Origin of the sequence: Streptomyces cinnamoneus, from assembly GCF_014650495.1 — a bacterium.
Classification (GTDB): domain Bacteria; phylum Actinomycetota; class Actinomycetes; order Streptomycetales; family Streptomycetaceae; genus Streptomyces; species Streptomyces cinnamoneus.
This window is the reverse complement of sequence record NZ_BMVB01000018.1, coordinates 56,643-76,102: the sequence shown is the minus strand read 5'-3', so window position 1 is coordinate 76,102 and position 19,460 is coordinate 56,643. Positions and strand designations below refer to the sequence as shown.

Below are 19,460 nucleotides of genomic sequence, written 5' to 3'. Positions count from 1 at the left end.
GACGACAGGAGCCCGCGTGCCGAGCCAGGGCATGGACGAGCGCGCGGGGTCCTGTCGTCACCCCTGAGCCGCTCCGCGTCACAGGACAGGGCGCGCGACGCGGCTCCGGCGGAGACGATACGCCTTTGATCGATGATCGATCAATGCCTGGCCGTCAGATTTGCGGTGCGCAGTTCAGCACGTGCCGCTTGAGGACCTCGCCGATGGCGGGATCGCGCCGCCGGAAGGCCCGGACGATCTCCGCGTGGTCCTCGGCGTGGGTCCGCGGCTCCGGGCTCAGCCAGCGGATCGACAGCGTCGTCCACACCTCGATGCCCAGCGACTCCCAGGTGTGCAGCAGCACCGAGTTCCGGGCGGCCCGCACGATCTCGCGGTGGAAGGCGACCGTGTGGCGGGCCTGCGCCTCGCTGTCGCCCGCGCGGTCCGCCACCTCAAGGGCGGCCACCTCCCGCTCCAGCGCCGAGACGTCCTCGGCCAGGGTTTCCGCGGCCAGCTCGGCGGCCACCTGCTCCAGGCCCGCCCGGACCGGGTAGCTCTCCTTGAGGTCGGCGGCGCTCAGGTCACGGACCCGCACGCCCTTGTTGGGCACGGACTCGATCAGCCGCAGCGACTCCAGCTCGCGCAGCGCCTCGCGCACCGGGGTCTGGCTGACCAGCAGCTCGGCGGCGATCCGGCGCTCCACGATGCGCTCGCCCGGCTGCCAGCGGCCGCTCACGATCCCTTCGAGGATGTGCTCGCGGATCTGCTCGCGCAGCGAATGCACGACGGGCGGGGTCATTTCTCTCCTTGGTCGGATCTGCCGGATACGTCATTATCGGGGCAGACGGAAGGGCGCGGCCCCGGCCCGTACGGAGTACGGAGCCGGGGCCGCGCCCTTCAGCGCTCACCGTCGAAGGCGCTCGGGTCAGAGACCGATCTCGGTCTCGAACTCGGCGGCCTCCAGGATCTGCTTGACCGTGGTCAGGTAACGGGCCGCGTCGGCACCGTCCACCAGGCGGTGGTCGTAGGACAGCGCCAGGTACGTCATGTCGCGGATCGCGATGGTCTCGCCGAGCTCCGGGTGGTTGATGACCACCGGGCGCTTGACGGTCGCACCGATACCCAGGATGCCGACCTGGTTCGGAGGCACGATGACCGTGTCGAACAGCGCACCGCGCGAGCCGGTGTTGCTGATCGTGAAGGTCGCGCCGGCCAGGTCGTCCGGGCTGATCTTGCTGGAACGGACCTTGCCCGCCAGCTCCGCGGTCTTCTTGGCGATGCCCGCGATGTTGAGGTCACCCGCACCCTTGATGACCGGGGTCATCAGGCCCTTCTCCGAGTCGACGGCGATGCCGACGTTCTCGGAGTCGAAGTAGGTGATGGTGTTCTCGTCCTCGTTGATCCGGGCGTTGATGACCGGGTGGGCCTTCAGCGCCTGGACGGCGGCCTTGACGAAGAACGGCATCGGGGACAGCTTGACGCCCTCACGGGCGGCGAAGGCGTCCTTGGCCTTGTTGCGCATCCGCATGATCTTGGTGATGTCCACCTCGACCACGGAGGTCAGCTGCGCCTGGCCGTGCAGCGCCTTCATCATGTTGTCGGCGATGACCTTGCGCATGCGCGGCATCTTGACCGTCTGACCGCGCAGCGGGGACGCCTCCAGAGCCGGAGCCTTCGGCGCGGCGGCGGCCGGGGCGGCAGCCGGCGCGACGGCCGGGGCCTGCGCGGCCTTGGCGGCCTCGGCGGCGGCGATGACGTCCTGCTTGCGGATGCGGCCACCGACGCCGGTGCCCGCGACGGTGCCCAGGTCGACGCCGGACTCGGCGGCGAGCTTGCGCACCAGCGGGGTGACGTAGGCGCCGTCGGCCGCCGGGGTGACGGCGGCGGGGGCCGGGGCGGCCGGAGCGGCCGGGGCCACCGGAGCCGGGGCGGCCGGGGCCACCGGAGCCGGGGCGGCCGGAGCCGGGGGCGGGGCCGGAGCGGCCGGGGCGGCGGCGGCCGGAGCCGGAGCGGCGGGGGCCGGAGCCGGGGCAGCGGCCGGAGCCGGAGCAGCGGCCGGGGCGGCCGGAGCCGGGGCGGCGGCCGGAGCGGCACCCGCGACACCGATGACGGCGAGCTTGGCGCCGACCTCGGCGGTCTCGTCCTCGCCGACCAGGATCTCCAGCAGGGTGCCGGAGGCCGGGGCGGGGATCTCGGTGTCGACCTTGTCGGTGGAGACCTCAAGCAGCGGCTCGTCGGCCTCGACCGTCTCGCCGACCTCCTTGAGCCAGCGGGTGACGGTGCCCTCGGTGACCGACTCGCCCAGCGCGGGCAGGACCACGTCGGTGCCCTCGGCGGCACCGGCGGCCGGAGCGGCCGGGGCCTCGGCGGCGGCCGGAGCCGGAGCGGCGGGGGCCTCGGCCACGGGGGCCGGGGCGGGCTCGGCGGCGGGGGCCTCGGCAGCGGCCGCGGCCGGAGCCGGGGCGGCGGCCGGGGCGCCGGTGCCGTCGTCGATGATGGCCAGCTCGGAGCCGACCTCGACGGTCTCGTCCTCGGCCACCTTGATGGAGGCGAGGATGCCGGCCGCGGGGGCCGGGATCTCGGTGTCGACCTTGTCGGTGGAGACCTCGAGCAGCGGCTCGTCGGCCTCCACGCGCTCACCCTCGGCCTTGAGCCAACGGGTGACGGTGCCCTCGGTCACGCTCTCGCCGAGCGCCGGCAGGGTTACGGAAACCGCCATGATTGCGGTTGCTCCTTACGATTAGTGCGGATGGTGGTGCGCTCGGGACTCAGTCGTGCGAGTGCAGCGGCTTGCCGGCCAGGGCCAGGTGGGCCTCGCCCAGAGCCTCGCTCTGCGTCGGGTGCGCGTGGATGAGCTGCGCGACCTCGGCGGGCAGGGCCTCCCAGTTGTAGATCAGCTGGGCTTCGCCGACCTGCTCACCCATACGGTCGCCGACCATGTGGACGCCGACGACGGCACCGTCCCGCACCTGGACGAGCTTGATCTCGCCCGCGGTCTTCAGGATCTTGCTCTTGCCGTTGCCCGCGAGGTTGTACTTCAGGGCGACGACCTTGTCGGCGCCGTACAGCTCCTTGGCCTTGGCCTCGGTGATGCCGACCGAAGCGACCTCGGGGTGGCAGTACGTGACGCGCGGCACGCCGTCGTAGTCGACCGGCACGGGCTTGAGACCGGCCAGCCGCTCTGCCACCAGGATGCCCTCGGCGAAGCCGACGTGCGCGAGCTGGAGGGTCGGGACGAGGTCACCGACGGCCGAGATGGTCGGCACGTTGGTCTGCATGTACTCGTCGACGAGGACGTAGCCGCGGTCCATCGCGACGCCGGCCTCCTCGTAGCCCAGGCCCTGGGAGACCGGGCCGCGGCCCACGGCGACGAGCAGCAGCTCGGCCTCGAAGGTCTTGCCGTTCTCCAGCGAGACCTTCACGCCGTCGGCGGTGTACTCCACGCCCGAGAAGCGGGAACCGAGGGAGAAGTTGATGCCGCGCTTGCGGAAGGCGCGCTCCAGCAGCTTGGAGCTGTTCTCGTCCTCGACCGGGACGAGGTGGGGGAGCGCCTCGACGATGGTGACGTCCACGCCGAAGGACTTCCACGCGGAGGCGAACTCGACGCCGATGACGCCGCCGCCCAGCACGATCGCGGACTTCGGCACGCGGTCCAGGACCAGCGCGTGGTCGGAGGAGATGACGCGGTCGCCGTCGATGGTCAGGCCCGGCAGCGACTTCGGCACGGAGCCGGTGGCCAGCAGGACGTGGCGGCCGGTGTAGGTCTGGCCGCCCACCTCGACGGAGGTCGGGGAGGACAGGCGGCCCTCGCCGGTCACGTAGGTGATCTTGCGGGAGGCGACCAGGCCCTGCAGACCCTTGTACAGGCCCGAGATCACGTCGTCCTTGTACTTGTGGACGCCGGCGATGTCGATGCCCTCCAGGGCGGCCTTGACACCGAACTGCTCGGCCTCGCGGGCCTGGTCGGCGATCTCGCCCGCGTGCAGCAGAGCCTTGGTGGGGATGCAGCCGCGGTGCAGGCAGGTGCCGCCCAGCTTGTCCTTCTCGATCAGGGCGACGTCGAGACCCAGCTGCGCTCCGCGCAGGGCAGCGGCGTAACCGCCGCTACCGCCTCCGAGGATCACTAGGTCGAAAACGGTGCTGGCGTCGTTCGCCACGTCACGTCCTCCATGCATGGGTGCGCCGGACCGGTCGTCGGTGACCGGCCGGCGGCTGTCGTACGGCCGCTTTGCTTCGGCCCTGTGATGGGTGGGCCCTGTCCTGCCGAGACAACATCTTCGCACTTGTTGACGGACGGCGGGACGCCGGGCCCGGGGAGCGGGACGACTGATGCGTCACCTTTTAGGGTTACTAGTGCGTAGAAAAGTGCGTTTTCGCTCAGAGCAAACGAGCCAACACCGTACGGCCCCGGACCATTCCCCGGGGCCGTACGGTGCCGCCGCCCGCTCAGCCCAGGTCGCCGTCGGCGGTGCGCTCCGCCAGCCGGACCAGGGTGCGGACCGAGGAGCCGGTGCCACCCTTCGGGGTGTAGCCGTAGGGGGCCTTCTCGTGGAAGGCGGGGCCGGCGATGTCCAGGTGCGCCCAGGCGATGCCCTCGCCCACGAACTCCTGCAGGAAGAGGCCGGCCACCAGGCCGCCGCCCATGCGCTCACCCATGTTGGCCATGTCGGCCACGGGGGAGTCCATGGACTTGCGCAGCTCGGCGGGGAGCGGCATCGGCCACGCCTGCTCGCCGACCTCCTCGGCGATCTCGTACAGCGCGGTGCGGAACGCGTCGTCGTTGGCCATGACACCGAAGATCCGGTCGCCGAGGGCCAGGACCATGGCACCCGTCAGGGTGGCGACGTCGACGATGGCGTCCGGGTTCTCCTCCGAGGCGCGGGTCAGCGCGTCGGCCAGGACCAGGCGGCCCTCGGCGTCGGTGTTGAGCACCTCGACCGTCTTGCCGCTGTACATGTTCAGCACGTCGCCCGGACGGGTGGCGTTGCCGGAGGGCATGTTCTCCGCAAGGGCCAGCCAGCCGGTGACGTTGACCTGCAGGCCGAGCTTGGCGACGGCCACGACCGCGGCGAACACGGCGGCGGCGCCGGCCATGTCGCACTTCATGGTCTCGTTGTGGCCGGCCGGCTTCAGGGAGATGCCGCCCGAGTCGTAGGTGATGCCCTTGCCGACCAGGGCGAGGGTCTTCTCCGCCTTCGGGTGGGTGTAGCCGATGCGCACCAGCCGCGGCGGGTTGACCGAGCCCTGGCCGACGCCCATCAGACCGCCGTAGCCGCCCTTGACCAGTGCCTTCTCGTCCAGCACCTCGAACTTCAGGCCGAACTCCTTGGCCGCGGCCTGGACCTGGGCGGCGAACGACTTGGGGTTGAGGTCGTTGGAGGGGAGGTTGACCAGGTCGCGGGCGCGGTTGACCTCGGCGGCCACGGCGAGGGCACGCTCGGCGGCGGCCTTGAACGCCTTGTCGCGCGGCTTGCCGCCCAGGATCGCGACCTCGCTCAGCGGGGCGCTCTTGTCGTCCTTCTTCGCACCGCCGTTGCTGCGGGCCTTGAAGGAGTACGCACCCAGCAGCGCGCCCTCGCCGATGGCCGCAGCGGACCCGGCGTCCTCGACGGGCAGGGCGAACGCGGCCTTCTTCGTGCCGGTCAGCGCGCGGGCGGCGCAGCCGGCGGCGCGGCGCAGCGCCTCCTCGTCGAAGCCGTCGCCCTTCGCCGGCAGCTCACCCAGGCCGACCGCCACCACGACCGGGGCCTTGAGGCCGGCGGGGGAGGGCAGCTTCGTCACCTCGCCCTCGCCGCCGGAGGCGCCGAGGGTCTCCAGGACGGTGGCCAGCTTGCCGTCGAACGCCTTGTCCACGGCTTCGGCGCCGGGCGCGACGACGGGGCCCTTCGGGCCCTTCGCCACACCGATGACAAGGGCGTCCGCGCGCAGCGTCGCCGCGCTGGAAGTGCTGAGAGTCAGAGCAGTCACGGTGGTGGGTGTCCCTACTTCCGTTGAATTTTCGGCCGAGGCTGGTGGGCCGGCCGCACCCTGCGCATCGTATGCGCCACGCTGATGCCGTCCGGTATCGGGCCTTTGGGCATGTGCGAGCGTATCCCCGCGCGTCATTTCAGCCCAGGGCCGCGGCCAGCAGGGCGACGGTCGCGGCGGTCTCCGCGAGGGCGCCGAACACATCGCCGGTGACCCCGCCGAAGCGGCGCCGGCAGTGCCGCAGCAGCAACTCCGCGCCGGCCAGCGCCAGCAGCACGGCCAGGCCCGTGTGCACCGCCGCGTACGGTCCCGCCGGGGCGGCGGCGCAGGCGGCCGCGAGGGTGCTCGCGGCGGCCACCGCCAGGGCGGCGCGTACGGGGACGACGCCCGCGACCGCCGCGCCCAGCCCTTCGGGGCGGGCCGCGGGGACGCCGGCGCGGGAGGCGAGGGTGAGGGCGCAGCGCGCGGCGAGGGCCGCGACGGCCGCGGCGAGGGCGCCGTGCGTCCAGCCGGCGGCGTAGAGCCGGTCGAGCGCGGCGACCTGGCCGAGCAGGGTCAGCAGGAGGGTGATGACGCCGAACGGCCCGATGTCGGACTGCTTCATGATGCGCAGCGCGTCCTCGGCGGGCTTGCCGCTGCCCAGCCCGTCGGCCACGTCCGCGAGCCCGTCCAGGTGAAGTCCCCGGGTGAGGACCGCGGGCACCGCGGCCGTGACCACGGCGGCGAGCAGCGGGCCGGAGCCCAGCAGCCAGAACAGCGCGCCGGCCGCGGCCGCGCAGCCGCCCACGACGAGCCCGGCCAGCGGCGCCGCCAGCATCCCGCCGCGTGCGGCCCGCCGGTCCCAGCGGGTCAGCGTCACGGGCAGGACGGTGAGGGTGCCGAAGGCGAAGCGCAGCGCGTCGCCGGGGGTGGCCCGGGGGGAGGTCGTGTCGGTCATCGCGGGCAGGGTATCCCGCCCCTCCCGGGCAGTATTTTGGCCGGTAGGCGCAATGCGGGAGCGGGAGTCACATGGGTCACTGGCTGACACGCAACATCGTCGAGCCGGGCAAGCTGCCGCTGCTGCTGGCGCTGGCGGCGTTCGTGCTGACGTTCCTGGTGACCCGCGTGATCACCCGGCTGATCCGCGCCGGCAAGGGCCCCTTCCGCAACATCAGGCCCGGCGGGCTGCACGTCCACCACGTGGTGCCCGGCGTGGTGCTCATGGTGATCGGGGGCTTCGGCGCGGTCTCCTCGGGCCGCCACGGCTTCGGTGCCGCCGCCGTCGCCGTGCTGTTCGGCATGGGGGCGGGGCTGGTGCTCGACGAGTTCGCGCTCGTCCTGCACCTGGACGACGTGTACTGGACCGAGCAGGGCCGCAAGAGCGTCGAGATCGTGGTGCTGACGGCGGCTCTGGTGGCGCTGGTCCTCGCCGGGTTCCTTCCGTTCGGGGTGAACGAGCTGACCCCGCAGGAGATGCACGACCGCGGCATCGTGGTGGTGAACGTCCTCGGCAACTTCCTGATCGCGCTCTTCGCCCTCGCCAAGGGCAAGCCGCGGATCGCCCTGATCGGGGCGGTGGTGCCGTTCGTGGCGATCGTGGGGGCGGTGCGGCTGGCCCGGCCCGGGTCACCGTGGGCGCGGCGCTTCTACCGGCGCCGGCCGCGGGCCCGCCGCCGGGCGCGGGTGCGCGCCTACCGCCACGACGCGCGCTGGGCGGCGGTGCGCAACCGGGTTCACGATCTGCTGGCGGGCGCCCCGGACCGCTGATCCCCCTCGCGGTGGGCGTCGCTGCGGGGCTTGTGGCGCAGGCGCAGTTCGTCCACGCCGCACACCACCAGCAGGGCCACGACGGCGGCGATGTGTTCCTTGCCCGCCAGATTGGGCTTGAGCAGCACCTCGCCGAACATGGCCAGCACCACCACGGCGCAGGTCAGCCAGGCCCGGTAGCGCCAGGAGACGTAGACGGCCAGGCCGACGACCGCCGCCGACGGGCCGGTGTCGACGACCGCGGCGGCCTCGGGCGGCAGCCCGAGGGGCGAGCCGGGCCCGATGGCGATGGCCAGCCGGGCGTACATCGTCCCCGCGAGGGTCGCGAGGTAGGCGACGGCCAGGGTGCGCCCCATGCCCAGGGCGGCCTCGGCGATGCCGAAGACGATCAGGACCTGGGCCAGTGCCCCCCAGACCGGCAGGTCCAGGGCGGGCACGAACAGCGACAGCGGGGTGCGCAGCAACGCCAGCCACCAGGGCAGTTGCGCCTGGACGCAGCCCAGCCGCTGGACGGGCCCGAAGCCCCAGGGCTGGTTCTGCACGATCTGGAAGACGGCGGTGAGGGCCACGGCCGAGAGCGTCATCGGGATGGCCTTCAGCCGCTTGCGGACGAACGTCCCCCACACGGCCGCATAGAGCGGACCCCATTCGGTGCGCGCGGCGCGGAGCAGCGCCGCGCGGTTCATCGCCGGCTCTCCAAGTGTTTGCGGTTGAGCCACTTGGGCAGGCCGGGGGCCTCCAGGAAGCCCTCGGCGCGGGCGCTGGCGATGCCGATCCGCAGCAGGTCACTGCTCTTCTCGAAGAGCATGAAACGAGGCTCCCAGATGGGGCGGTATTTCGCATTTGCTCGGTAGAGCGATTCGATCTGCCACCAGCGGGAGAAGAAGCTGAGCAGCGAGCGCCACATCCGCAGCACCGGGCCGGCGCCGAGCCGGGAGCCGCGCTCGAAGACGGACCGGAACATCGCGAAGTTCAGCGACACCTGGGTGATGCCGAGGCTCTTCGCCTGCTGCAGCAGTTCGATGACCATGAACTCCATCAGGCCGTTCTCGGAGTCGCGGTCACGGCGCATCAGGTCCAGCGACAGGCCCTTGGGCCCCCACGGCACGAAGCTCAGCACCGCGCGCAGCTCGCCGTCCCCTTCCCCGGAGCCGCTGTCCCAGCACTCCAGCATCACGCAGCGGCCGTCGTCCGGGTCGCCCAGACGGCCCAGGGCCATGGAGAAGCCGCGCTCGGTCGCCCCGTCGCGCCAGTCGTCGGCGCGGCGCAGCAGCTCGGCCATCTCCTCCTCGGGGATGTCCTCGTGCCGCCGGATGCGAACGGTGTAGCCGGCGCGCTTGACCCGGTTGTACGCCTGGCGCACGGTGCGCATGGCGCGGCCTTCGAGGGTGAACTCGGCGGTGTCCACGATCGCCTCGTCGCCCAGCTCCAGGGCGTCCATGCCGTGCCGCGCGTAGATCGTGCCGGCCTCCTCGCTCGCGCCCATCACGGCGGGGATCCAGCCGTGCTCGCGCGCCTCGGCCAGCCACGGCTCGATGGCGCCGGGCCACGCCTCGGGGTCGCCGATGGGGTCGCCGGAGGCCAGCGAGACGCCGCCGAGGGCCCGGTAGGTGACCGCGGCCTTGCCGGAGGGCGACCAGATGACGCTCTTCTCGCGGCGCAGGGCGAAGTAGCCCAGCGAGTCGCGGTCGCCCCACTTGTCGAGCAGCTCGCGCAGCCTCGTCTCGTCCTCGGCGGTGATCGGGTCGGCGGCGCGGCGCGAGCGGAAGGCGGCGAACGCCACGAGGATCAGCAGGGCCGCGCTCATCACGTTGATGGTGACGTCGACCCAGCCGGGCGGGGCGATGCCCGCGTAGCGGGAGTCGTCGGCGGCGATCGAGATCAGCCGCATCACGCCGTAGTGCCAGCGGTCGAGGAAGGTGGAGCGCTGCTCGTCGGTGGCCTCGTTGGTGACCGTGACCAGCCCGGCGGCGATCAGCGAGGTCACCAGCAGGCCGCCGGCCGCGACGGCCGTGGCCAGCTTGGGGTTGGAGCGGTCGCCCTTGGCGTAGAACGCGCGGCGGCCGGCCACCAGCGCGAGCACGAACAGGGCGGTGGCGACCAGGGAGAACCAGTTCAGGGCGTGCCGGCGGAACTCCGGGAAGAACATCACGAACGCCAGCAGCAGCAGGAGCAGCCCGGCCAGCACCAGGTTGAGGATCCACGCGGCCCGCTTGCGCCGGCGCAGGGTGATCGCCATGAACGCCGACACCACCGCCGGCGCGAAGCCGGCCGTGAGCAGGTACGGCGTGAAGTACTCCTCGATGTTGTGCCGCCGGATGTCCGAGCCGAAGGACACCCAGACCGCGCCGAGCAGATTGACGAACGTAACGGCACGCAGGTACCACACCGCGAACGACGCGGAGCGCCGTTGCCAGGTGCCCGTGCGAGCGCCCTCATCCGGAGTCAAGCGGACTTCTCCCATGAAAGTGATCCTCGGGGCCCGGGTGCAGCGGGGTTCCGGGCGCTCGCGCCGCGTACGGGCCTGCCGGCCGTCCTCGTCAGGAGCGCTCGGGGAGCTCCGCCGCCAGGGCCGCGGCCGCCTGCACCAAAGGCAGGGCGAGCAGAGACCCTGTCCCCTCGCCGACTGTGACGCCGTGGTCGAGCAGAGGGTTGAGTGCCATCCGGTCGAGTGCCTTCGCCTGCGCCGGATCGCCGCTCGCCTGCCCGGCCAGCCACCAGTCGGGGGCCCGGAACGCCACCCGCTGGGCGACCAGCGCGCACGCCGCGGAGACCACGCCGTCCAGGATCACCGGGGTGCGGCGCACCGCGCTCTGCAGCAGGAAACCGGTCATCGCCGTCAGGTCCGCGCCGCCCGCCGCGGCCAGCAGCTCCAGCTGGTCGCCCAGGACCGGGCGGGCCCGGCGCAGCGCGTCGCGGATGGCCGCGCACTTGCGCATCCAGGCCAGGTCGTCGATGCCGAAGCCGCCGCGGCCGGTGACCACGGACGCGTCGGTGCCGCACAGCGCCCCGATCAGCACCCCCGCGGCCGTGGTGCCGCCGACGCTCAGATCGCCCAGGACGATCAGGTCGGTGCCGGAGTCGGCCTCCTCGTCGGCGACGGCCATCCCGGCGCGGAACGCCTGCTCGGCCTCCTCGGCGGTCAGTGCGTCCTCGATGTCGATCCGGCCCGAACCGCGCCGCACCCGGTGGCGGGTGACGTCCGCGGGCAGCTCGCCCGGGTCGCAGTCCACCGCCATGTCGACCACGCGCAGCCCGGCCCCGAACCGCCGCGCCAGGATCGCCCCCGCGCTCTCCCCGTCGAGGGCGGCCCGCACGAGCTCCCGCGCGCCGCCCTTGGGCCCGCCGGACACCTCCAGGGCCGCGACACCGTGGTCGCCCGCGAACACCAGCATCCTGGGCCGCTCTATCGGCTTCACCGGAACGGCACCCTGGGCGGCCGCGAGCCACTCGGCGAGCTCGTCCAGCCGCCCGAGCGCGCCGGAAGGGGGACCGAGCCGCTCGCGCCGCTCCTCCGCGTCCCGCCGGACACCGGAGTCCGGACGCTCGATCAGCGTGGCGAAGTCATCAAGATTCAGACCGCTCATCCGCGACACACTACCCGTGGCGGGCCCTCCCATTCGGGCTGCGCCCGCTCCCGCACCGCCGGGCTCAGCCGCGCAGCGGCAGCGCCTGCCCCGCCACCACCAGCAGGACGTGCTCGCACTCGTCGCCCACCGCCGCGTTCAGACGGCCCAGTTCGTCGCGGAAGCGGCGGCCCGACGCGGTGGCCGGGACGACGCCGGAGCCGACCTCGTTGCTCACCACGACCACCGTGCGCGTCGTCGCCCGCACCGCCGCGACCAGCTCCGCGACCCGCTCGGCCAGGGCCTTGGCGCCGCCCTCCGCCCACCGGTCGTCGTCCCACGCGCCGACCGCGTCCATCGCGTCGGTCAGCCACAGCGCCAGACAGTCGATCAGCAGCGGCGGGCCCTCCTGCGCCAGCAGCGGGACCAGGTCGCAGGTCTCGACCGTGCGCCACGAGCCCGGCCGCCGCTCGCGGTGCCGGCTCACGCGGTCCGCCCAGTCCGGGTCGCCCGCGCGCGTTCCGCTCGTGGCGACGTAGAGGACGTCCGGGAAGGACTCCAGGCGCCGCTCCGCCTCCACCGACTTGCCCGAGCGGGCCCCGCCCACGACCAGCGTCCGCCGCGGCACGTCCGGCACCTCGTGGTAGTCGCCGACGGTCAGCGTCGTGCCGTCCGGCACCGCACGCGCCCCCGCCGCCGCCAGCCGGCGGTGCAGCTCCGGCCCCGGCGGCACGTCGTGGTCCACGTGCACCGCGACGACGTCCGTTGTCGGCCCCACGGCACCGGACTCCCGCAGCCGGGCCAGCGCGTCGGGCCGGCCCAGCACGTCGAGCAGCACCATGGCGTACGGGCCGGGCAGGGCGGACAGCCCGGCCGGACCCGCACCCGGCGGCAGGTACAGCAGCCGCTCCCCGTCGGGGGACGTCACCTCGTAGCCCGTGCCCGGCGCGTCCAGCGCCAGCGCCCGCACCCTGTGACCGCTGATCACCGACAGCTCGCGCCCGTCCGGCACCCGCCCCGGCGCGGGCAGCCCCGCCGGGAACTCCACGGCGGGCCCGTCGTGCGGGTGCGAGAGCAGCACCTGGCGCACCCCCGTGATCGAACGGCCCGCGCGGGCGGCGGCGAACGCCGGACCGGGGGTCAGGTCGAGCAGCAGGGCGCCGTCGACGAGCAGGGCGGTCGCCGCCCGCGCCGCGTCGCCCACGGCGCAGGCACAGACGGCGCAGGGACAGCCGGGGCGCGGCAGCCCGTCGGGGGCTCCGGTGCCGAGGAGAGTCAGATCCACGCCCTGATCGTCTCGCGTCCGTGCACGGCGGGCGCGCGGGGCTCACCCTTTCTCGTCCGGCGCGAGCCTTCACTACTGCCCGTGACCGGTGGCCGTTAGGCTGCGACGGCAGAGTTCCCGGATCCCCAGGAGGCGGACATGGCGTGGACGTGGCGGTTCGAGAAGACCGACGGTACGGAGACGGTCCCGCCGGTGGAGCCGGAGGAGTTCACGACGCAGGGGGACGCGGAGTCCTGGATCGGCGAGGAATGGCGGGCCCTGCTGGACGGCGGCGTCGACCAGGTCCGCCTCTTCGAGGACGACACGGAGATCTACGCGTCGCCGATGAGCCTCCACGAGGCGGCGGACGCCGGCTGACCTCGCCCGGGGCCCCGCCCAGGGCCCCGGTGCTCGAAAAACGCCGGGCGGGCTGAAGATGCAGCCCGCCCGGCGTTCTTCGAGGACGAAAACTCAGCCGCCGCGCACTCCGCACAGGTGCAGCAGCGCCGCCACCGCACGGTAGGGGTCGGTGCGCCCCGCCCGCTCCTCGGCGGCCAGCAGCCGCCGCAGCTCCTCGCCGGCCGGGGCCGGCTGCCCGTCGGCGGCCAGGTCGGAGAAGACCCGCACCCCGTACCAGGTCTGCAGCGGAGCGCCGATCCCGGCGAGCGTCGCCGTCAGCGCCTCCAGCCGGTCCGCGCGCACGTGGAGGCCGATGCGGTTGGTGTAGGCGGGCGAGTCGAAGGCGGCCAGCGCGGTGTCCCAGTCGCCGGACAGCCCCGGCCGCATGGCCAGCGCGTCCGCGTTGCGCACGAGCAGCGACAGCACGCCGCCGGGGGCGAGCACCCGGGCCAGGCCCGCGAGCATCGGGTCCGGCTCCGGCACGTACATCAGCACGCCGTGGCAGAGCACGATGTCGAAGGTGCCCGGCAGGAAGTGCGCGCCGGTGTCACGGCCGTCGCCCTCGATGATCCGCACCCGCTCCCGGATGCCCTCGGGCTCGGCGGCCAGCGCCCCGCGCAGGGCCGCGACCATCCGGGGGTCGGACTCCAGGCCGGTGACCTCGTGGCCGGCCCGGGCCAGGCGCAGCGCCTGCGTGCCCTGGCCGGGGCCCACGTCCAGCACCCGCAGCCGCCGCCCGACGGGGAAGCGGGCGGATATCTGCTCGTCGACCTGGCGGGCGACCAGCTCCTGGCGGACGGTGTTCCGCAACCCGCCGAGCCCGCTCAGCCACCCCTCGGCGCCGCCGCCGAAGCCCGGGAACGCGCCGGGTGCGCTCCCGCCGGGGGCGGGGGCGCTCAGGGCCGTTCCCCGCGCTTGACCTTCGGCTTGGGCAGGCGCAGCCGGCGCATCTGCAGCGTGCGCATCAGGGCGTACGGCACCGCGCCGCGCGTGGGCTCGTCGGGGAAGCGCTGCTTGAGGGCACGCTTGAGGGTGATGCCGGTGATCACGGAGTTGATCACGATCAGGAGGATCACGACCAGCCACGCCAGCAGCACGTAGGACTGGAACTTGCCCTGGTTGATCATGCTCAGGACGAGGATGACCAGGGCCAGCGGCAGGAAGAACTCCGCCACCGAGTACCGCGCGTCGACGAAGTCGCGGGCGAAGGAGCGCACCGGACCCTTGTCACGGGCGGGCAGGTACCGCTCGTCCCCGCTGGCCAGCGCTTCGCGCTGCTTGGCCATGTCGGCGCGGCGCGCCTCCCGCTGCCGCCGGGCGGCGTCCTTGCGGTTGGCGGGCGTCTGCGCCAGGGAGCGGCGCTGCGAGGCGGCCTCGCTGCGCTTGGGGGTGGGGCGGCCCTTCGGGGCCTGCGGGTCACGGGGCTGCTTGGGCTGGTCCGCGGTCACCTCGGTGGGTGCGGCCTGCGCTTTCGTACGGCTTCGGAACACGGGACCCAAGGGTACGGGGTCCGGCGGCGCTGCCCCAGCCCTTCGGGGCACGATCCGGCAACGGCGTGCGCCCGCGCGCCCCGGCCGGCCCGCACCCTCCCCGGAGACTTCCCTGGCGCCGCATCTACTCCTTGCGCCGGAGAGGAGCACCCTTGCGATCGTCCTGCAGGAGGAGCGCATCCGCGTCCGAACAGTGCGGTAATGGAAGCAGGGCCCGTACTGTGGGTTCTGAAAGATGTGCTGGAGCCTAAGCCCGATCAGTTCGGTCAGAAGGGGGCGCGCGAGGCCCATGAGCGGTGTCATGAAGCGGATGGGGATGATCTTCCGCGCGAAGGCCAACAAGGCCCTGGACCGGGCCGAGGATCCGCGCGAGACCCTCGACTACTCGTACCAGAAGCAGCTGGAGCTGCTGCAGAAGGTGCGGCGCGGCGTCGCGGACGTCGCGACGTCCCGCAAGCGCCTGGAGCTCCAGCTCAACCAGCTGCAGAACCAGTCGACCAAGCTGGAGGAGCAGGGCCGCAAGGCGCTCGCGCTCGGCCGCGAGGACCTGGCGCGCGAGGCGCTCACCCGCCGCGCCGCGCTCCAGCAGCAGGTCAGCGACCTGGAGACGCAGCACCAGACCCTTCAGGGCGAGGAGGAGAAGCTCACGCTCGCCTCCCAGCGCCTGCAGGCCAAGGTGGACGCCTTCCGCACGAAGAAGGAGACCATCAAGGCCACCTACACCGCCGCCCAGGCCCAGACCCGCATCGGCGAAGCCTTCTCCGGCATCTCCGAGGAGATGGGCGACGTCGGCATGGCCATCCAGCGCGCCGAGGACAAGACCGCCCAGATGCAGGCCCGCGCCGGCGCCATCGACGAGCTGCTCGCCTCCGGCGCGCTCGACGACCCGACCGGTACGGCCAAGGACGACATCACCGCCGAGCTGGACCGCCTCTCCAGCGGCTCGGACGTCGAGCTGGAGCTGCAGCGGATGAAGGCCGAGCTCGCGGGCGGCGGCAGCGGCCGGCAGCAGGCCATCGAAGGGGGCGCCGCCGGGCAGATGCGGCAGGACCGCCCTCAGGAGCAGCCGCGGTTCGACAAGAGCTGACGCGCCCGGCGCACCGGGCGCGGCGAGGACGTGAGCCCGTAGGCACCGGACGCCCCGAGGCAAGGGAGACCGTCATGATCGTACGGATCATGGGGGAGGGCCAGGTGAAGGTGGCCGACCGCCACTTCGCCGAGCTCAACGCGCTGGACGACCAGCTGCTCGCCGAGGTCGAGGGCGGCGACGAGGCGGGCTTCCGCCGCACCCTCGGCGCCCTGCTCGACGCCGTGCGCCGCATCGGCGAACCGCTGCCCGACGACGCACTGGAACCCTCCGAACTGATCCTGCCCGCGCCCGACGCCACCTTGGCCGACGTGCGCGAACTGCTCGGCGACGACGGCCTCATCCCCGGCTGACCCCGCCTTCCCCCTGACCCGGCTCCTTTGGCACTCCGGCACCCGCCGCGCCCCCGCCCCTTCCCGGGCGGGGGCGCGGCCGCTCTCCCCGCACCGGCCCGCCCGCACGGCCCGCCCCCCGAACGGACCGCGATGACCTCCCTCGCCGCCACGGGCTTCGCCCGCCCGCACCGCTGGCTGCGCACCCATCCGCTCGCCGCCGACAGCCTGCTGGCCGTCCTCGTCCTCGTGCTCGTCCTCGTCGGCGCCTACCTGGGCCCGCACACCGAGCGCCGCCCGCCGGGGCTCCCCTACGTCCTGCTGACGGCGGCCGCCTGCGCCTGCCTGGTGGTGCGGCGCCGCCGGCCGCGCACGGTCCTCGCCCTGACCTGCGTCCTGACGGTCGTGGCCACCGTCGTCGCCTGCGACGAGGGCCCGCCCCGCACCCAGATCGCCACCAGCGTCGCGCTGGCCCTCTACACCATCGCCGCCCGCACCGAACGGCCCACCGCCTGGCGCATCGTCGCCGTGACCGTCGCCGTCCTCACCGGCGCCGTCATGCTCTTCGGCCCGCCGCCCTGGTACGCCCAGGAGAACCTCGGCCTGTTCGCCTGGACCGGCATGGCCGGCGCTGCCGGCGACGCCGTCCGCAGCCGTCGCGCCTACGTCACGGCCGTCGAGGAGCGCGCGGTGCGCGCCGAGCGCTCGCGCGAGGAGGAGGCCCGGCGCCGCGTCGCCGAGGAGCGGTTGCGCATCGCCCGCGAGCTGCACGACGTCGTCGCCCACCACATCGCCCTCGTCAACGTCCAGGCCGGCGTGGCCTCCCACATCATGGACAGCCGCCCCGACCAGGCCAAACAGGCCCTCGCCCACGTCCGCCAGGCCAGCCGCTCGGCGCTGGAGGAGCTGCGCGCCACCGTGGGGCTGCTGCGGCAGTACGGCGATCCCGAGGCCCCCACCGAGCCGGCGCCCGGCCTCGGCGTGCTCGACCAGCTCGTCGACGGCTTCGCCCGGGTGGGACTGGGCGTCGAGGTCACCGCCACCTCCACCGGGCCCGGCACCCCCGCCACCGGCACGGGCGCGGCCGGCGCCGCGGCCGTCATCGGCCCGCTGCCGGGGGCCGTCGACCTGACCGCCTACCGGGTGCTCCAGGAGGCGCTGACCAACGTCCACAAGCACGCCGGGCCCGGTGCCCGCGCCGAGGTGGCCCTGCTGCGCCGGCCCGGCAGCCTGGACCTGACCGTCCTGGACGACGGCGGCGGGCGCCCCGCGGCGGAACCGGCCGCCGCCACCGCCGCGGAACCGGGGGGCGGCCACGGCCTGATCGGCATGCGGGAGCGCGCGGTCGCGCTCGGCGGCATCTGCGAGGCGGGCCCGCGCGCGGGGGGCGCGAGCGGTTTCCGGGTGCGCGCCGTCCTGCCCCTGCAGGCCCGTACCGAGCCGTGAGGGGCGGGGGAGGCCGAGCCTAGGCTGGGCCGCATGACTGAGCCGATCACCGTTCTCCTGGCGGACGACCAGGCGCTGCTGCGCAGCGCGTTCAAGGTGTTGGTGGACTCCGAGCCGGACATGCGGGTGGTGGGCGAGGCGGCGGACGGCGCCGAGGCGGTCGCGCTGGCCCGCCTCCACGCGCCGGACGTGGTGCTGATGGACATCCGGATGCCGGGTACGGACGGCCTCGCCGCGACCCGCGCCATCTGTTCCGACCCGGCGCTGGCGGCGGTGCGGGTGGTGATGCTGACGACCTTCGAGGTCGACGAGTACGTCGTCCAGTCGTTGCGGGCGGGTGCTTCGGGCTTCCTCGGCAAGGGGGCCGAGCCGGACGAGCTGCTCGCCGCGATCCGGATCGCGGCGGCGGGGGAGGCGCTGCTGTCACCGGTGGCGACGAAGGGGCTCATCGCGAAGTTCCTGGCGCAGGGGGAGGCGCGCGGGCCGCAGCGGCCGGGGGCGGCCCCGGTGCGGCTGGACGTCCTGACCGTGCGGGAGCGGGAGGTGCTGGTCCAGGTGGCGGGCGGGCTGTCGAACGACGAGATAGGCGAGCGCCTCAGCGTCAGCCCGTTGACGGTCAAGACCCACGTCAACCGGGCCATGGCGAAACTGGGCGCGCGGGACCGGGCCCAGCTGGTGGTGATCGCCTACGAGTCGGGCCTGGTCCGCCCGCGGACGGACTGACGGACGCCGGCCCGCGGACGGACGGAAAACGCCGGACGCCGGGCGGGCCGGATCCCTCCGGCCCGCCCGGCGTCCGCGGACGGCGACGACCGCTGCGGCTACGGCAGCGCGAGCATCCGCTCCAGCGCCAGCTTCGAGAAGCTCGCGACCTCGGGGTCGACCTCGATGCGGTTGACGACCTTGCCGTCCGCCAGGGACTCCAGCGCCCACACCAGGTGGGGCAGGTCGATGCGGTTCATCGTCGAGCAGAAGCAGACCGTCTTGTCGAGGAAGACGATCTCCTTGCCCTCACCGGCGAATCGGTTCGCCAGGCGGCGCACCAGGTTCAGCTCCGTGCCGATGGCCCACTTCGACCCGGCCGGGGCGGCCTCCAGGGTCTTGATGATGTACTCCGTCGAACCGACGTAGTCGGCCGCGGCCACGACCTCGTGGCGGCACTCGGGGTGCACCAGGACGTTGACGCCCGGGATGCGCTCGCGCACGTCGTTGACGGAGTCGAGCGAGAAGCGGCCGTGCACCGAGCAGTGCCCGCGCCACAGGATCATCTTCGCGCCGCGCAGCTCCTCGGCGGTCAGACCGCCGTTCGGCCGGTGCGGGTTGTAGACGACGCAGTCCTCCAGCGACATGCCCATGTCGCGGACGGCGGTGTTGCGGCCCAGGTGCTGGTCGGGCAGGAACAGCACCTTCTCGCCCTGCTCGAACGCCCAGTTCAGGGCGCGCTCGGCGTTGGAGGAGGTGCAGATGGTGCCGCCGTGCTTGCCGGTGAACGCCTTGATGTCGGCCGACGAGTTCATGTACGAGACGGGAACGGTCACCTCGGCTATGCCGGCCTCGGTCAGCACGTCCCAGCACTCGGCGACCTGCTCGGCGGTGGCCATGTCGGCCATCGAGCAGCCCGCGGCCAGGTCCGGCAGGACGACCTGCTGGTCGGCCGTGGTCAGGATGTCCGCGGACTCGGCCATGAAGTGCACGCCGCAGAAGACGATGTACTCGGCGTCCGGGCGGGCGGCCGCGTCGCGGGCGAGCTTGAAGGAGTCGCCGGTGACGTCCGCGAACTCGATGACCTCGTCGCGCTGGTAGTGGTGGCCGAGCACGAAGACCTTGTCCCCGAGCTTCGCCTTGGCCGCGCGGGCACGCTCCACCAGATCCGGGTCGGACGGCGCCGGCAGGTCGCCGGGGCACTCCACGCCGCGCTCGCTCCGGGGGTCGGACTCGCGTCCGAGCAGCAGGAGGGCGAGGGGGGTGGGCTGGACATCCAAGGGCTGGGCGGTGGTCACGACACGCACCCTTTCTGTTTCTGCGGACGGCCGGTACGGGCCTTGTCGTCAATTTGACGCTATCTATCATAACTGCTTCACGTCAGTTTGACGATGGCCATCGCGTCGATGTGACACATTCCCCCGGTGCGGGTGGTGTGCGAGCATGAAAGACGGAAGACATAGGCCAGGCCCGGAATGAATC

General features: G+C 73.4%; 18 protein-coding genes. 6 read left to right on the top strand and 12 right to left on the bottom strand.

The window, feature by feature from the left end; translation table 11 throughout:
• Window positions 1-154: 154 nt before the first annotated feature.
• From IE182_RS22980 to IE182_RS22960, 5 genes are all read right to left on the bottom strand, one after another.
• On the bottom strand, window positions 155-778 hold the full coding sequence (locus IE182_RS22980) for a GntR family transcriptional regulator (protein WP_190111793.1): 624 nt from the start codon (window positions 776-778) through the stop codon (window positions 155-157).
• Between the two features lie 126 nt (window positions 779-904).
• Window positions 905-2,698, bottom strand: a complete 1,794-nt coding sequence (gene sucB / locus IE182_RS22975) for a 2-oxoglutarate dehydrogenase, E2 component, dihydrolipoamide succinyltransferase (protein ID WP_190111792.1) — start codon at window positions 2,696-2,698, stop codon at window positions 905-907.
• A gap of 49 nt (window positions 2,699-2,747) precedes the next feature.
• Entirely contained in the window at window positions 2,748-4,136 is a 1,389-nt protein-coding gene (lpdA, locus tag IE182_RS22970) for a dihydrolipoyl dehydrogenase (protein WP_190111791.1), read from the bottom strand.
• Between the two features lie 289 nt (window positions 4,137-4,425).
• Complete coding sequence (locus IE182_RS22965; RefSeq protein WP_190111790.1) at window positions 4,426-5,946, bottom strand: leucyl aminopeptidase; 1,521 nt, start codon at window positions 5,944-5,946, stop codon at window positions 4,426-4,428.
• Between the two features lie 139 nt (window positions 5,947-6,085).
• On the bottom strand, window positions 6,086-6,883 hold the full coding sequence (locus IE182_RS22960; RefSeq protein ID WP_190111789.1) for an adenosylcobinamide-GDP ribazoletransferase: 798 nt from the start codon (window positions 6,881-6,883) through the stop codon (window positions 6,086-6,088).
• A gap of 71 nt (window positions 6,884-6,954) precedes the next feature.
• Here IE182_RS22960 and IE182_RS22955 point away from each other — a divergent pair, with 71 nt between their 5' ends.
• Window positions 6,955-7,692, top strand: a complete 738-nt coding sequence (locus tag IE182_RS22955; RefSeq protein ID WP_190111788.1) for a hypothetical protein — start codon at window positions 6,955-6,957, stop codon at window positions 7,690-7,692.
• Here the strand turns inward: IE182_RS22955 and IE182_RS22950 are convergent.
• The 4 genes from IE182_RS22950 to IE182_RS22935 form a co-directional block, all read right to left on the bottom strand.
• Entirely contained in the window at window positions 7,659-8,378 is a 720-nt protein-coding gene (locus IE182_RS22950; RefSeq protein WP_190111787.1) for a hypothetical protein, read from the bottom strand. The two genes, IE182_RS22955 and IE182_RS22950, sit on opposite strands and share 34 nt — an antisense overlap.
• Window positions 8,375-10,156 carry a phosphatidylglycerol lysyltransferase domain-containing protein gene (locus tag IE182_RS22945; RefSeq protein WP_190111786.1) on the bottom strand — a complete coding sequence of 594 codons (1,782 nt, stop codon included), beginning with the start codon at window positions 10,154-10,156 and terminating at the stop codon, window positions 8,375-8,377. The genes IE182_RS22950 and IE182_RS22945 overlap by 4 nt, the downstream gene beginning before the upstream one ends.
• A 76-nt stretch (window positions 10,157-10,232) precedes the next feature.
• On the bottom strand, window positions 10,233-11,279 hold the full coding sequence (gene cobT / locus IE182_RS22940) for a nicotinate-nucleotide--dimethylbenzimidazole phosphoribosyltransferase (RefSeq protein ID WP_190111785.1): 1,047 nt from the start codon (window positions 11,277-11,279) through the stop codon (window positions 10,233-10,235).
• A gap of 64 nt (window positions 11,280-11,343) precedes the next feature.
• Window positions 11,344-12,543, bottom strand: coding sequence for a bifunctional adenosylcobinamide kinase/adenosylcobinamide-phosphate guanylyltransferase (locus IE182_RS22935; RefSeq protein WP_190111784.1), 1,200 nt, complete (start codon window positions 12,541-12,543; stop codon window positions 11,344-11,346).
• Window positions 12,544-12,681: 138 nt separating this feature from the next.
• On the opposite strand from IE182_RS22935, the gene IE182_RS22930 reads away from it, so the two are divergent.
• Window positions 12,682-12,900, top strand: coding sequence for a hypothetical protein (locus IE182_RS22930; protein ID WP_190111783.1), 219 nt, complete (start codon window positions 12,682-12,684; stop codon window positions 12,898-12,900).
• A gap of 93 nt (window positions 12,901-12,993) precedes the next feature.
• Here the strand turns inward: IE182_RS22930 and IE182_RS22925 are convergent, their stop codons facing one another.
• Together IE182_RS22925 and IE182_RS22920 are read right to left on the bottom strand one after the other, a co-directional pair.
• Window positions 12,994-13,731, bottom strand: a complete 738-nt coding sequence (locus IE182_RS22925) for a class I SAM-dependent methyltransferase (protein WP_229845033.1) — start codon at window positions 13,729-13,731, stop codon at window positions 12,994-12,996.
• Window positions 13,732-13,817: 86 nt separating this feature from the next.
• Window positions 13,818-14,411 carry a DUF3043 domain-containing protein gene (locus IE182_RS22920; protein ID WP_229845031.1) on the bottom strand — a complete coding sequence of 198 codons (594 nt, stop codon included), beginning with the start codon at window positions 14,409-14,411 and terminating at the stop codon, window positions 13,818-13,820.
• 289 nt (window positions 14,412-14,700) lie between these two features.
• On the opposite strand from IE182_RS22920, the gene IE182_RS22915 reads away from it, so the two are divergent.
• From IE182_RS22915 to IE182_RS22900, 4 genes are all read left to right on the top strand, one after another.
• Window positions 14,701-15,498: a PspA/IM30 family protein gene (locus tag IE182_RS22915; RefSeq protein WP_190111781.1), complete on the top strand. Its 798-nt coding sequence runs from the start codon at window positions 14,701-14,703 to the stop codon at window positions 15,496-15,498.
• A 74-nt stretch (window positions 15,499-15,572) separates the two neighbouring features.
• Window positions 15,573-15,851 (top strand): PspA-associated protein PspAA, encoded by a 279-nt coding sequence (gene pspAA / locus IE182_RS22910; RefSeq protein WP_190111780.1) that lies wholly within the window; start codon window positions 15,573-15,575, stop codon window positions 15,849-15,851.
• A 132-nt stretch (window positions 15,852-15,983) separates the two neighbouring features.
• Window positions 15,984-17,276: a sensor histidine kinase gene (locus tag IE182_RS22905; RefSeq protein WP_190111779.1), complete on the top strand. Its 1,293-nt coding sequence runs from the start codon at window positions 15,984-15,986 to the stop codon at window positions 17,274-17,276.
• Between the two features lie 33 nt (window positions 17,277-17,309).
• A complete protein-coding gene (locus IE182_RS22900; protein ID WP_190111778.1) occupies window positions 17,310-17,999 on the top strand; it encodes a response regulator in 690 nt (229 codons plus the stop codon).
• Between the two features lie 98 nt (window positions 18,000-18,097).
• On the opposite strand, the gene nadA is transcribed toward IE182_RS22900, so the two are convergent.
• Window positions 18,098-19,276: a quinolinate synthase NadA gene (gene nadA / locus IE182_RS22895; RefSeq protein ID WP_190111777.1), complete on the bottom strand. Its 1,179-nt coding sequence runs from the start codon at window positions 19,274-19,276 to the stop codon at window positions 18,098-18,100.
• Between the last annotated feature and the right edge of the window lie 184 nt (window positions 19,277-19,460).